Genomic DNA, 13594 nt, shown 5'->3' on the forward strand with positions numbered 1-13594 from the left:
TCGCTTCAGTCGATCTCCATCGTGCCCTTCAGCCTGCGCGACCGCACGTATTTCTTGATCAGCGGGGTGCCGACCATGACCACGATGATCGCGATAATGATCAGCGAGACGGGCCGGGTGAAGAAGATCGTCGGATCGTTGCGCGATATCACCAGCGAAATCGTCAGGTTCTTTTCCAGCAGCGGGCCCAGAATCAGCGCCAGCGACGCCGGCGCCAGCGGGATGCCCAGCTTTTCCATGACGTAACCCAGCAGGCCCATCGCAAACAGGACGCCGATATCGAAGGTGCTGTTGTTGATCGAATAGACGCCGGCCACCGTGAGCGCCATGATCAGCGGGGCGAGCATGTAGGGCGGGATCAGCAGCACCCGGGCAAATACCCGCGTCGCCAGCAGACCGCCCAGCGGGATGATCAGGAAGGCGGTAAACAGCATCTGGTACATCAGGCCGTAGACGATGACCGGCTGGTCGCGCAGCAGCTGCGGCCCCGGCACCATGCCGTGGATCGTCAGCGCGCCGATAATCAGCGCCGCCACGGTCGACCCCGGTACGCCCAGCGTCAGCGCGGGAATCAGCGCCGCGCCGCAATCGGCATTGTTGGCGCTTTCCGCGGCGGCGACACCGTCGGGCTTGCCGGTGCCGTATTCCTCGGGATTTTTCGACCGTCGCTTGGTTTCGTTGTAGGAAATGATCGCCGCAAGGTTGCCGCCCGCGCCCGGCAGGATGCCCACGAGGATGCCGATAACCGATCCGGTCACCCAGACTTTCCAGAACTGACGCGCGGCGGAAAAGAAGCCGATTGCCCGGTTGATGACGGGGAGCGACCTGACGTCGGCGCTTTTTAGGCTAGCTTCGGCCATTTCCAGTGTCGGCGGAATCGCGAACATGCCGATCAGGACGACGGCAATATCCAGCCCGCCGACCAGTTCGACCGCGCCGAAGGCGTAGCGTTCCTGCCCGGTGGTCAGGTCCGTGCCGACGCAGGCGAGGAACAGGCCGATACCGGAACTGATCAGCCCCTTCAACGCATCGTCGCCCAGCAGCAGCGCCAGCGACAAGATGCCGGCGAAGGCGACCCAGAACATTTCCGGCGGGCCGAACGACAGCGCAATGCGGGACAGCGGCGGGCCGATCAGGATCAGCGCCAGGGCGCCGACCATTCCACCCACCGCGGAAGAGTAACAGGAGATTTCCAGCGCCTTGCCGGACTGGCCCTGCTGCGACATCGGGTAACCGTCGAACGTGGTCGCGATGGCCGCCGGCGTGCCCGGAATGCGCAGCAGGATCGCCGGAATGGCGCCGCCGTATATCGCACCGGCATAAATGCCGGCGATCATGCCGAGACCGGTGATGGGTTCCATTGCATATGTCAGCGGCAAAAGCATGGCGATCGCCATGGTCGCGCTGACGCCCGGCATCGCGCCCACGGCAACGCCGCCAAGGACGCCCAGGACCATTGCCGTCAGGCTGTAAAAGCCAAAGACATTGGACAGTATGTCAGGCAGATGTTGGAACATCTCGGTCTAATTACCTCACCATTCGTGTTGAATACTGGCGCTGCATTCTAATCCGGCCCGTCCTGCGACATTATATCGGGACAGTATTTTTCGACGGATCAGAAGGGCAGCGGCCGGTCGAATCCGTAGACAAGAAATGTGTAAAGCGCCAGCGGGAACAGTACGGCAATCGCGCCGATCAGTCCCCAGCGCCGCCCGCCGAGAAAATACGCCGCGACAGCCAGATAGATCACCGACGGCACGACATAGCCGAAGTAGACGACAAGCCCGCCATACAGCAGCGTACCGGCCAGCGCGGCATACCCGCCAATCGTCCCAAGCGCTGGTTCGCCGCTTCCGGTGCCACGCCCGGCGCGCAACCGCGCGATGGAGCGGAACAACCAGAGAGTGGCGACGACGCCGGTAAAGGCCAGGACGGCGTATGGATAGTTCTTTGCGGCGTCCTGTTCGAAGTCACCGGTAAGCATCCATGCATAGGCGACTCCCACAAGCAATACGCCTGCACCGAAGATATTCGCTACTGCACGGTTCATACCGGTGACTCCCCCTCGTTGATGACTGCTGACGGTTCAGATGTTCCGAAGCCGCCTATTTCCAGGGTGTATTGGCCCAGATCTTGGCGATCTCGGCATTATAATCGTGCATCATCTTTGTGTATTCCTCGGTTCCCGCGTAGCTGAGCGGCAGACCGATGTCCTTGGCCTTCTGGATCATTTCGGGATCGTTATTGGCCTTCTTGACCGCTTCCGCGATCATTTTCACCGCGTCCATCGGCATGCCTTTCGGACCGACGAGGCCGCGCGCGGAGCCGCCGCGTACGTCATAGCCCTGCTCCTTGTAGGTCGGGACTTCCGGCAGGAGTTCGGACCGTTCCGCGCTCATGACGCCGAGCACGCGGATTTCGCCTGCCTCATGGAACCGCGCGGAATCGCCCAGCGCTGTCGCGAACAGTTCCGTGTGTCCGCCCAGCAGCGCATTCCGCGACTGTGCGCCACCATCGAAAGCGACGTGGTTCAGATCGATGCCGGCCGCATTCTCGAATGCAATCACGTCGAGATGCGTGTTCGATCCTGTTCCGGCGGAGGAAACGGTGATTTCGCCGGGGCGCTTCTTGGCTTCCGCCACGACATCCGCCAGCGTCTTGTACTTGCTGTTCGGCAGCGTCGCCAGCGTCGCGATATCGTACACCATGTTGGCGATCGGCTGATAACTGTCGACCGTGTAATGCGTCTTGCGCTCATGCGGCTTCATCATCATGTTCGGCAGGTTGAAGAAGCCGATGGTGTAGCCATCCGGTTCGGCCGTGGCGATCGCCGTGCCGCCGACTTCGCCGCCGGCGCCCGGCTTGTTGACGACAACGAACTTGGTGCCTTCCGGCATGTATTTTTCAAGAAACGGCACCGCCAGGCGCGCGCCGACATCGGTGCCGCCGCCTGCCCCATAGGCGACGATGATGGTAATCGGCTTTTCAGGATAGGCCGCCTGCGCCGGGGCAAGCCCGGATACGGCAAGCGCGGCACAGAACATGCCGATCAAGGCGATTGATCTTTTCATGGTTTTCCTCCGTTGATGACCGGTCGTCGCACGGCTCATGAGCCGAGGCGACCATTTGAATTTTCGAATTCGACGCGACCGTAATGGTCGGCGTAATGCTTTGCAAGTAGCGGCTGACAGCCCGCGGATCTTGCTCCGCCGGGGCTTTTCGTCAATAGGCTCGCGGTCTTCCGCTTCTTCCCGCTATTGGCGAATTGCGCTGGAATCCGCCGGAATGCGCTGGCCCGGCGGGCGTTCCGGTCAGTCCGGCGTGTCCTTCGTTTCGCCATCGGGCGCCGACCCGGCCTTGTCCATCAGCCGGACCGGCGCGGGGGGCGCATTGCCGTCCTTGTCCTCGCCGAAATAGACCGTGTGATGCGGGAAGGGTATCTCGATGCCCATCTCGTCAAAGCGCCGCTTCATCATCAGGTTGAACCCGCGCTTGACCGTCCATTGCTGCAGGGGCCGGGTCTTGATCCGGGCGCGGACGATGACGGCGGAGTCGTCGAACCGGTCCAGCCCCAGGATCTCGATATCGTCCAGAATCTTGTCGCTGAACTGTGCGTCCTCGCGCATTTCGGCGCCGAGGGTCTTGATGACCTCGATCACCGCGTCGACATCCTCGCGATAGGCGATCCCGATATCCAGCAGCGCGAAGGCGAAATCGCGGGTCAGGTTCTTGATCGAGGTAACCTCGCTGAAAGGAACGACATGTACGGTGCCGGAAAGGTCGCGCAGCCGGATGGTGCGGATCGTCACCGCCTCGACAAGACCGGCATGCCCCGTGACCTCCACCACGTCGCCGACCGAGATTGTATCCTCGATCAGGATGAACAGGCCGGTGATTACGTCCTTGACCAGCGTCTGTGCGCCGAAACCGATGGCAAGGCCGACAACGCCGGCGCCGGCCAGCAGCGGCGCAATGTTCAGACCCAGTTCCGACAGGACCGTCATGGTGACGAGGACCACCAGTACGACCAGAAAAGCGTTGCGCAGCAGCGGCAGCAGGGTGAGCATGCGTTGGCTTCGGGCGACGGCGTTACCGGCGCTATCCGTCGCTGTCAGGCTGCGTTCGATCAGCGCGCTGACAAATTCCCATATGGCGAGGGCGGCCAGCACCACCAGCGCCACGGTAACTACCCGTCCGACAACCGTAAGGCCTGAAGGGGAGGCGATCCAGGAATAGACATCCAGTCCCCAGACCTGCAGGATCGCGAGAAAGCCGAACAGGTACAGGATCGTGCGCGCCGCGGTCTGCACCACGGGCAGATAGCGGTTGGCGCGGGCCTCCAGCCCCGGCAACATGATGTTCAGTTCGTGGCCGAGGGTAAAGGCCCGCTGCACCCCCTTTTGGATCGCCAGTTCCAGGATTCTGCCGATCGCGACGATGACGACCGTGAGGACGGTTGCCCGCGCGACATATTCGAACCCGCCATAGATTTCCAGCGCCCAGACTGCGTAGCTGCACACCAGGTACATGATGAACAGGACATGCCATATATCGGCGAGCCGCCGGCGCAGAATCGGGAGCGGCCCGCGACCTTCGCCGCGAATGCCGTCCGCGACGTCCCGGCGGTTCTGCAACACGACCATGATCAGCAGCAGGCTGACCGCGAGCCCCAGCAGTTTCAGCAGCACATTATAGGCGGGTTGCGGCAATCCCAGCAGCATGGCCGCCTGGATCGTGAAATAGCCATAGACCGACAGGATCGCCAGCCGCTTGATCCAGACGTAGATGTAATGGGCGGTTTCGTCTTGCAGCGGAAACAGCCGCAGCCCCGTATAGAAAGGCGCCAGGAACATACGCGCCAGCGCCAGCACCACACCGACGATCACATTGGCGTGGATCAGGGCGACGGTTGCGATACGGCCGTTTCCGTCCGGCCCGAATACGGTCAGCGCGCCAAGTCCGGCTGCGGCGAATCCGGCAACCGGCAGCAGGTCCAGCAGCATCCGGGCCAGCAGCAGGACGACCGTCAGTCCGACCTTGTCATCCGCCTGGGCCTCGATGGCCATGCGGGGCCGTTGCACGGCCCGCCGCAGCACGAAGGCCACGACGAAGCCCGCCAGCAGCACAAGGACAATCCGGACCAGCATCTCCAGCACGGGGCCGCGCCGTTCCGCATCGTTGAAAACGTTGACGATCCCGCCCGCCAGTTGCGGCAGGTCGACCACGAATGACGCCGCGGCGACGATCTGCCGGCTGACCGTGCCGACGCGCGCTGTCAGGGTGGCCAGCAGTTCCGCGCCGGCGCCGGGGTCGGTCGCCGCGGGTTCTGCTTGCCGCTTTGCCTCGAGCAGCGCACGGAGGTCGTCCAGCAGCGCATCGCGCCGCTCCGGACTTTCCAGTGTCTCGACCAGGTTTTCCAGGCTCTGCGCAGACACGTCGTTCTGTTCCGGGGCCGGTTCCGCGACCGGAATCGCCGGTGCGGCGAAAACGCCGAACAGGATCGTCAGGACGGTAAGAAATCGGGTCATCGTTCATCCCTGATGGCCGGACGCGCGTGGCGGCCGGATGAAGGGCCGGGTCCCAAGAGTATCTGCTACCGGAACAGGGTCACGTCAATTGTTCGTCCGGCACTTCAATCAGGCGTTCGCCGCCGCGCGCCGGCGGATGCGGGCGATGCCCAGGATGATGGCGAACACGCCGACCAGGGCAGGCACCAGGACGATATTGGCGAAACGCAGCGTGGTGTCGAGCGCCTCGATATCCTCGCGCAGCTTGAGTTGTACATCCCGCAGTTCCTTGCGGATCGCCAGCAGATCGGTGCGCAGCGTTTCAAGTTCGGTTTCCAGCGCGGTCTTCTGTTCCGCCGTCAGGACAGGTGCGGCCGCGCCACCCTGCGATTCGGCGCTGGCTTTCTGCTGCGCCTCGTCGAATTTCTGCTGGGTCTCCTGCAGCCGCGTCGCGAGCGCCTGCTCGCGCGCGCGGTACTGTTCGTTGGCGGCGATCCGCAGGGCTTCGACCCGGGTAAAGGGGCGCTGCGCCGTGCCCCGGCTGCGCAGGGTGATCAGGTCCCCGGATCCGGTCAGGTTTTCCAGCGCGTTGATGACAAGGTCGCCGTTATTGGCGAAGGGCTCCAACACCCGCTGTCCGAAGAATTCCTGCTCGGTCGCCCAGAATCGGGTTTCCAGCATGTCCGCATCGGCGATCAGCACGATATTCAGCGGCTGCTGGGACCGGGCGACATGCGGGCGTTCCGGTTCGCCTTCCGCGGCTTCGGGTTCGGCGGGCGGCGTGGCCGGCGTTGCGGTTTCGGCCGGCGCGGCGCCATCCGGATTGGCTTCGTCCGGCTTCGCTTCGTCCGATGCGGCGTCGCCCGGCTGGCCTTCGTCAGGTGTCGCGGCTTCGGGTTCGGGTTCCGGTTTCGGTTTACCGTCGGGAAAGGCGGAGTCGACCTCGCCGGAAATCCGCACGGCGGTGGTGTACTTCTTGTCGTCCGCCTGAAATTTCTCGATGAACTCCAGGATATTCGGCTCGCGCGGATTGATCATCTCGCTGTCGAAGAGCTGGCTTCGTTCAGTCGTTTCCAGAAGGGTTTCGACCTTTACCGCGGCATCGTCGGCGACGGCGATGGAACCCGGCGTCCCCATGTTCACGGTGGTGATGTCGCGGGTCACCGCGTCGTCGGCGTTGATGTTGTCGGCCCTGAAGGACGGCCACAGCAGATAGGGCGCGGGCCGTATATTCTCCGCCGTTCCGGCATTGACCATCCGCGCCAGGGTAATGTCGGACACGACCATTTTTTCTTCGATCGACACGCCCCATTTCTCCAGCAGGCGATTCAGCGTGGAGTCCCGCGCGATCGGGCGGCCCGAAAGCGTGTTCAGCGCCGCGATTTCGCTATAGGGGTCGACCATCAGAAGCGCCCGTCCCCCGCGCATCAGGAACTGGTCGATGGCATAAAGCTGCTCGTCCTTGAGCCGCGTCGCATGGGCCATGAACAGCACGTCGATTTCCTCGTTCAGGTCAGCCTCGATGTCGAAGATATTGCGGACTTCGAAGCTTTCCTCGATGCCGTCGATCAGCATCCAGCGCTGCTCCTGGCTGCGCGGATCGAAGCCGCCGAACATCGGCAGATCGGTGACGATGCCGATGACCGGCTTGCGCTGCCTGGTCAGCCCCTCGATCAGTCGGGCGAGGTCGTATTCCAGGAACGCCTCGCGCGTGGGCTGGAAGAACGGAACGGTTTCGACCCGGTCGCCGGCGCGGGCGACCAGTCCGAAATAGACCCGTTCGCCCCCCGTATCGATCGGCACGCCCTGTACGCCGGCGCTGACGGCGGTGTCCTCGGTCTCGGAGAAGGGCGCCGGATCGTGTTCGGTAACGGTAACCATGCCGTCCGACACGGCGGCAAATTCGTTGACCATGTCGCGCACGCGGGTCGCATAGAGCCCGTACAGCGCCACTTCCTCGACCAGCCGCTGGGAAATATAGAGGTCCAGCGACACCGGTTCCTCGATGCGCTGCAGGATTTTTTCAGTGCCATCGGACAGCGTAAACAGCCGGTCCTGGGTCAGGTCCACGCGAAGGCCGGTCACGCCCGACAGCCCCACATTCAGGGCGACAAATACGGCGATGGCGATGGCGATTCCGGCGATCCATCCGCCCTTGCGGTTCAGTAATGCATTTATCATCGTCGCCTCACTCCGCCTTCAGCCGTTCGACCGCCACGGCATTGGCGAACAGGAACACGCCGATCAGCGAGACGAAATAGACGACATCCCGGATGTCCAGCACGCCCTTGGAGATGGCGCTGAAATGCGCCAGGAAGCTGAGCGACGCGATGAAGTCGACAACCTCCCTGGGGGCCCAGTCGGAAAAGAAGCTGAGCACGATGGGCGCGCCGCTCGCGATCAGCACGAAACACACGGCCGCGGTCAGGACGAAGGCGATAACCTGGTTCTTGGTCAGCGCCGAAACGAACGTCCCGACGGCCAGGAAACCGGCGGACATCAGCAGGCTGCCCAGATAACCGGCAAGGATGACCCCGTTATCCGGCTCGCCGAGATAATTGACCGTGATCCAGATCGGGAAGGTCAGCGCCAGGGCAATCGCCGCGAAGACCACGGCGGCGAGATACTTGCCCAGCACGACCTGCATCAGCGACAGCGGCAGCGTCATCAGCAGTTCGATCGTGCCCGATTTGCGCTCCTCGGCCCACATGCGCATCGATATCGCCGGGATCAGCAGCATGTAGACCCAGGCATGGAACTGGAAGAACGACGCCAGGTCGGCCTGTCCGCGTTCGAAGAAATGACCCATGAAAAAGGTCAGCGCATTCACCAGCAGCAGGAAAATGACGATGAAGACATAGGCGACGGGAGTTGCGAAATATCCCGCGAGTTCGCGCCGCATAACGAAGAATGTGTTTTTGATGGAGGACACTGTTCCGGACTATCTGTTTGTCGTGATGCTTCGGAAAACGTCATCGAGATGGCCCCGCGTGACGTGGATTTCTTCGACCGGGACCTTGTTCTTGCGCAGGGCCTCGCCGACTTCGTCGAGAATGGGCGATCCGCCCCTGGCGCGAACGAACAGCCTGTCGGCCTGCGCCAGTTCGACAGACGCAACGGCCGGCAGGTCGAGCAGGATGCTGCGCGCGGCATCGACATTTCCGCCGACGCGCAGCGATACCGCGTTGTGCCGGTCGGACCGCGACAGCAACTCCGCCGGCGTTGCATCGGCTACGATCCTGCCATGTGCGATTATGATCGCCCGGGTACAGACCGCTTCGACCTCTTCGAGGATATGGGTTGAAATGACGATGGCCTTTTGCTTCGACATCGCCGAAATGAGAGAGCGAACCTCGAATTTCTGATTGGGGTCCAGCCCGTCCGTCGGTTCGTCCAGGATCAGGACATCGGGGTCGTGCAGCAATGCCTGCGCCAGGCCGACGCGGCGCTTGAAGCCCTTGGACAGGGTATCGAGCGGCTGGTTCATGATCGACGAAATCTGGGTTTTCGAGACGACATCGGCAATCCGGCTTTCCGCCTCGCCGCCGGAGAATCCGCGGACGCCGGCGATGAATTCGAGAAAGCCGCCGGCCGTCATGTCCGGCCACAGCGGTGCGCCTTCCGGCAGATAGCCGATCCGCTGTTTCACCGCGATGGGGTCGCGGGCGACATCGAACCCGTCGACCGTCACCGAACCCGAGGACGGGGCCAGGAACCCGGTGATCATTTTCATGGTGGTGGACTTGCCGGCGCCGTTGGGGCCCAGAAAGCCCAGCACCTCGCCGCGGTCGACCGAAAAGGAAACATGATCCACAGCCGTAATCGTTCCGAACGACCGTGTCAGGTTTTCGATTTCTACCATGCTCATAAGTGCACCGGTCCCCCCCTGTTTGCCTGCGCAATCCCGGTCCAATGTAGGAAGCCGTCGCGATTCTGCAAGCACATATAGTATGCGATCTCTTCTGCTGCAATCGTCATGGCGGCATGCTATTTTTCACGAACGTACGATTTTTCCGGCAGGGCGCCTGTCGCCGCGACCGTGGAGTATCCCGATTGATCAGGAAGCTACGCCTCGGTTCAGGGCTGATTCTGTTCAGTTACGTCACCCTGCACCTGATCAATCATGCCGCGGGACTCTGGTCGCTACAGGCGATGAATGTCGTCCGCGAACTGATCCACGCGCCCTGGTGGTCGCCACCCGGAACCGTGCTGCTGTACGGCGCGATGCTCGTTCATGTCCTGCTGGCCTTCTATGCGATCTACCAGCGCCGCCGCTTCAGGATGTCCGCGACGGAAGGGGTCCAGCTGTTTCTCGGTCTGACGATCCCTCTGATGCTTGTCGGGCATATCCTCGGCACGCGCGTCGCCTTCAATTTCTTCGACGTCAAGGTCGACTATATGTCGGTTCTGCTGGTGCAGTGGTATGTGGACCCCTGGGTCGGGGTACGGCAGGTTGCGGTGACGCTCGCTGCCTGGGCGCATGGCTGTATCGGACTGTATCACTGGCTGCACCTGAAAGCCTGGTACCGGCACTGGCAGCACCTGCTGAACGTCTTCGCGCTGCTGCTCCCGGCCCTGGCGCTGATCGGGGTCTGGCAGGGGGCGAAGCGCGCCCGCATGCTCGCGGCCGACCCGGCCTGGTTCGAGGCGTTCAAGGCCCGGATCCAATGGCCCGATGGCGCGGAACAGGCGGCGATGGCCTATATGGCGGATTATTTCGTCGTCAGCTTTCTGGCGCTGCTTGCCTGTACCATGGGCCTGCGGGCGATACGGACGAAATGGGAAAGCTGGCGCGGCATTGTCAGGGTGACCTATGACGACGGCATGAGCATCCAGTTTCCGCCGGGGCGGACCATTCTGGAAGCCAGCCACGCCGCCGATATTCCCCATGCCAGCGTTTGCGGCGGGCGGGGGCGGTGTTCGACATGCCGGGTACGGATAACGCGGGGGGCTGAAAACCTGTCGCCGGCAAGCGCCGAGGAACGCAACCTGCTGGAGCGTGTGCGCGCCGGGGTGCAGGTGCGGCTGGCCTGCCAGACCCGTCCCACCGGCGGATCGGTCGATGTCATGCGGCTATTTCCGGTTTCCGCCGGGGCGGAGGAGGGCCATGACCGGCCCGGCTACCTGCAGGGCGAGGAGCTGGAAATCGCCATCCTGTTCGCCGATTTGCGGGCCTTTACGAAGCTGTCGGAAAAAATGCTCCCCTATGACGTGGTCTTTCTGCTCAACCGGTATTTCGACTGCATGGGCGAGGCGGTCACGAAGAGCGGCGGGCATCTGGACAAGTTTATCGGCGACGGCGTGATGGCGCTGTTCGGAATCGAAAGCGGTCCCGAAGCGGGCAGCCGCGCGGCGCTGGCGGCGGCGCGTCAGATGAGCCTGCGGATGGCGGAACTGAACCGGGCGCTGGCCCATGACCTGGACGAACCCCTGCGGATCGGGATCGGTATCCATTGCGGTCCGACCATCGTCGGCAAGATGGGGTATGGCGCCGCCACTTCGGTTACGGCCATCGGCGATACGGTCAACACCGCCAGCCGCCTGGAAACCCAGACCAAGGAATACGGCGCGGAGCTTGTCGTTTCGGACTGGACGGTCAGGCGTTCCGGGCTGGACCTTTCGGATTTCAGCAAGCGGGAGGTGACAATCCGCGGACGCAGCGAACCGATGACCGTCTATGTGGCGCCGTCGGCACGGGAATTGCCGGAATAGGCCCCGGTCGCCGCACCTTCTATCCGTAATCCGCGTAGGATTTTTCCTCGACGATGTCGGAGCCCAGCCTGTCGTTGATCCGCCGCTTGATCGCGGCGCGGCGGTCATTGGTGATGTATACGGATCGCGCCAGTTCGATGAAGCCCGGCCCGAAATCCTTGCGCCGTTCATGGCCGCGAATGTCATCCTCGATTTCCCACAAGGCCGTGTTGATGTCGCGCAGGTTTTCCGTTTCCGCCGCAATGTCGGCAGCGGCGGAAAGGGCGCCGTCGCGCGCCGCGACGAGCGCGGCAAGTTCGGTTTCCACATGGGCAAGCTGCCCCGGGTCGCGCAGTCGGTCGCGCTTGATTTCCAGGATCGTGATCTTGTCGATCAACTCGCCCCAGGATACGGCGACTTTTAGAGTCATGTGCATGCATTCCGGTTGTGATAAACAGACGCGGCGGCAGCTTAGCGCCAAATGGGCGGAGACGGAATGTTTCTGAAGAATCTCTTGTATTTCGCAATGCCGGCCGCGAGATGAAGCGCGCCGCGCCTTCCGTTCAATGGGACATCAAAATCGGCACGGCCGCGTGTTGCAGCACGTGCCGCGTGACGCCGCCAAGGACCATCTCGCGCATGCGTGAATGCCCGTAAGCGCCCATCACGAGCAGGTCCGCGCCGGAATCCGCGACGAAATTGAGCAGCACGTCGCCTGTATCGACATTGTTCGCTACGGATTGCCTTGCGGTTGCCCGGACACCATGCCGGGCGAGATGATGGGTGATATCGGCCCCCGGCGCGTCGTCTGATCCTTCGGGCTGAATCGACAGGACGCACACCGTATCCGCGCGTTCCAGCAGCGACATCGCGTCGCCGACCGCGCGCGCCGCCTCGCGGCCGCCGTTCCAGGCGACGACGATATTCTTTCCGATCGGCGCGGTCGCGCCGAAAAACGGCATGACGAGCACGGGACGGCCGGATTGCAGCACCAGGTCATGCGCCAGGGACATTTCGCCATTGGGCGTATTGGGCGGGGGCGTCTGACCGACAATCGTCAGATCCGCATGGCGCGCGTGCAACGACAGGACATCGATCGGGTCGCCGTGTTCGGTCATCAGACTGCAGCGGTCGAACCATCCGGTGCGTTGCGCCGCGGTTTCGAAATTCGCACGCGCCTTTGCGGCCCGCGCCGCATGCTGCGCCTGGATTTCCCGAAGGACATCTTTCGGAATTTCCGGTGCCACGTAGGTCGACATGCGGACCGTCGGCTCGACGTCAATGCCCGTCAGGTGGGCGTCGTGCCGCATCGCCAGATCAATGGCCGCATCGACCCGGTGCTGCGACTGGGCCGAGTCGGAAATGTAGACCAGAATATTCTTCAACGCCATGCCATCCCCCCGATGCAAGTGTTTCCAAGGGTATGATGCTAACGCGATTAATAGGGTCGGGTTCCCGCTACCGTGACGCGATAGCCATGCCTTGTCTGCGGGAAATAATCCCAGAGCGCGCGGTGCTGCGCACAGCGATTGTCCCAGAAGGCGATGGATTTCGGCCGCCAGTGAAAGCGGCAGTGAAATTCCGGCGTTTCGGTGTGCCGGTACAGGAATTCCAGCAGCGCCCGGCTTTCCGCCGGTTTCAGTTCCTCGATACGGGTCGTGAAGTTTTCATTCACATAAAGCGCCTTGCGACCGGTTTCCGGGTGTGTCCGCACCACGGGGTGCACCGATTCCGGATAGGCGTCGGTGCCGTCGCGCATCCGCCCCTTGTTGCCCAGCCGGCCGAGATGGACATGGCGGGATTCATGCCGCGCATGCAGCCCGTCCAGCAGCGCCTTCATCGCATCCGACAGGGCGTCATAGGCCGCATACATATTGGCGAACATCGTGTCGCCGCCGGGGCTGGGCACCTGGTGCAGGTGCAGGATACTGCCCATCGGCGGTTCCGCGTCGCAACTCACATCCGAATGCCAGTTTTCCCCGGCAATGGTCTTCGAATTCTCATCGGCATGGATGACGAGGATTTCCGGATGCCCTTCCGGGGCCGGCGCGGTCGGGTGGATATGCAGGGCGCCGAAGCGTCGGCCGAACGCCTTGTGCTGCTCCCAATCGATATCCTGGTCGCGGAAAAAGATGACCAGATGATCCAGCAGCGCCTGGTGAATTTCGGCAAAGGCCTGGTTTCCCAACGGCTGTGTCAGGTCGACGCCGGATATTTCCGCGCCGATCACCGGGCTGATCGGCGTCACCGTGATCGTTTCGTATGCCATTTGTGTCTCCTGAATCGTCGTCTGCGGGCGACGGTAACGCCAATTCGCGCCGCTGGCGACTCCGTAGGACCATTTGCGCGGTCTGCAATCTTTGGATAGCCTCTGCGGTACTGCATTCACGCCAGAG

General features: G+C 62.7%; 11 protein-coding genes. 1 reads left to right on the forward strand and 10 read right to left on the reverse strand.

Features of this window, described 5'->3' with window-relative positions; translation table 11 throughout:
• Positions 1-5 precede the first annotated feature (5 nt).
• The 7 genes from WD767_13660 to WD767_13690 all read right to left on the reverse strand — a co-directional run bounded on the left by WD767_13660 (position 6) and on the right by WD767_13690 (position 9369).
• Positions 6-1517 carry a tripartite tricarboxylate transporter permease gene (locus WD767_13660; protein ID MEX2617137.1) on the reverse strand — a complete coding sequence of 504 codons (1512 nt, stop codon included), beginning with the start codon at positions 1515-1517 and terminating at the stop codon, positions 6-8.
• Between the two features lie 98 nt (positions 1518-1615).
• Positions 1616-2050: a tripartite tricarboxylate transporter TctB family protein gene (locus tag WD767_13665; GenBank protein ID MEX2617138.1), complete on the reverse strand. Its 435-nt coding sequence runs from the start codon at positions 2048-2050 to the stop codon at positions 1616-1618.
• Positions 2051-2105: 55 nt separating this feature from the next.
• Entirely contained in the window at positions 2106-3071 is a 966-nt protein-coding gene (locus WD767_13670) for a tripartite tricarboxylate transporter substrate binding protein (protein MEX2617139.1), read from the reverse strand.
• A 240-nt stretch (positions 3072-3311) separates the two neighbouring features.
• On the reverse strand, positions 3312-5528 hold the full coding sequence (locus WD767_13675; GenBank protein ID MEX2617140.1) for a mechanosensitive ion channel domain-containing protein: 2217 nt from the start codon (positions 5526-5528) through the stop codon (positions 3312-3314).
• A gap of 108 nt (positions 5529-5636) precedes the next feature.
• On the reverse strand, positions 5637-7688 hold the full coding sequence (locus WD767_13680) for a Gldg family protein (GenBank protein MEX2617141.1): 2052 nt from the start codon (positions 7686-7688) through the stop codon (positions 5637-5639).
• Positions 7689-7695: 7 nt separating this feature from the next.
• Positions 7696-8409, reverse strand: a complete 714-nt coding sequence (locus tag WD767_13685) for an ABC transporter permease subunit (GenBank protein MEX2617142.1) — start codon at positions 8407-8409, stop codon at positions 7696-7698.
• A 39-nt stretch (positions 8410-8448) separates the two neighbouring features.
• Positions 8449-9369: an ABC transporter ATP-binding protein gene (locus WD767_13690; GenBank protein MEX2617143.1), complete on the reverse strand. Its 921-nt coding sequence runs from the start codon at positions 9367-9369 to the stop codon at positions 8449-8451.
• A 191-nt stretch (positions 9370-9560) separates the two neighbouring features.
• Here WD767_13690 and WD767_13695 point away from each other — a divergent pair, with 191 nt between their 5' ends.
• Complete coding sequence (locus WD767_13695) at positions 9561-11219, forward strand: adenylate/guanylate cyclase domain-containing protein (GenBank protein ID MEX2617144.1); 1659 nt, start codon at positions 9561-9563, stop codon at positions 11217-11219.
• A gap of 19 nt (positions 11220-11238) precedes the next feature.
• On the opposite strand, the gene WD767_13700 is transcribed toward WD767_13695, so the two are convergent.
• From WD767_13700 to WD767_13710, 3 genes are all read right to left on the reverse strand, one after another.
• Positions 11239-11628, reverse strand: a complete 390-nt coding sequence (locus WD767_13700; GenBank protein ID MEX2617145.1) for a DUF6165 family protein — start codon at positions 11626-11628, stop codon at positions 11239-11241.
• A 133-nt stretch (positions 11629-11761) separates the two neighbouring features.
• Positions 11762-12589, reverse strand: a complete 828-nt coding sequence (locus WD767_13705; GenBank protein ID MEX2617146.1) for a universal stress protein — start codon at positions 12587-12589, stop codon at positions 11762-11764.
• Between the two features lie 47 nt (positions 12590-12636).
• The gene (locus WD767_13710; protein MEX2617147.1) at positions 12637-13467 is read right to left on the reverse strand and encodes a TauD/TfdA family dioxygenase; all 831 of its coding nucleotides are present in this window, start codon (positions 13465-13467) and stop codon (positions 12637-12639) included.
• Positions 13468-13594: the final 127 nt, after the last annotated feature.

The sequence above is a fragment of the Alphaproteobacteria bacterium genome (assembly GCA_040905865.1).
GTDB lineage: Bacteria > Pseudomonadota > Alphaproteobacteria > UBA8366.

What these genes read in the sequence shown, in the direction of transcription:
- WD767_13705 (MEX2617146.1), bottom strand. Translation starts at nt 12,589, where the DNA reads ATGGCGTTGAAGAATATTCTGGTCTACATTTCCGACTCGGCCCAGTCG.
- WD767_13665 (MEX2617138.1), bottom strand. Translation starts at nt 2,050, where the DNA reads ATGAACCGTGCAGTAGCGAATATCTTCGGTGCAGGCGTATTGCTTGTG.
- WD767_13690 (MEX2617143.1), bottom strand. Translation starts at nt 9,369, where the DNA reads ATGGTAGAAATCGAAAACCTGACACGGTCGTTCGGAACGATTACGGCT.
- WD767_13680 (MEX2617141.1), bottom strand. Translation starts at nt 7,688, where the DNA reads ATGATAAATGCATTACTGAACCGCAAGGGCGGATGGATCGCCGGAATC.
- WD767_13660 (MEX2617137.1), bottom strand. Translation starts at nt 1,517, where the DNA reads ATGTTCCAACATCTGCCTGACATACTGTCCAATGTCTTTGGCTTTTAC.
- WD767_13700 (MEX2617145.1), bottom strand. Translation starts at nt 11,628, where the DNA reads ATGACTCTAAAAGTCGCCGTATCCTGGGGCGAGTTGATCGACAAGATC.
- WD767_13685 (MEX2617142.1), bottom strand. Translation starts at nt 8,409, where the DNA reads ATGCGGCGCGAACTCGCGGGATATTTCGCAACTCCCGTCGCCTATGTC.
- WD767_13710 (MEX2617147.1), bottom strand. Translation starts at nt 13,467, where the DNA reads ATGGCATACGAAACGATCACGGTGACGCCGATCAGCCCGGTGATCGGC.
- WD767_13675 (MEX2617140.1), bottom strand. Translation starts at nt 5,528, where the DNA reads ATGACCCGATTTCTTACCGTCCTGACGATCCTGTTCGGCGTTTTCGCC.
- WD767_13670 (MEX2617139.1), bottom strand. Translation starts at nt 3,071, where the DNA reads ATGAAAAGATCAATCGCCTTGATCGGCATGTTCTGTGCCGCGCTTGCC.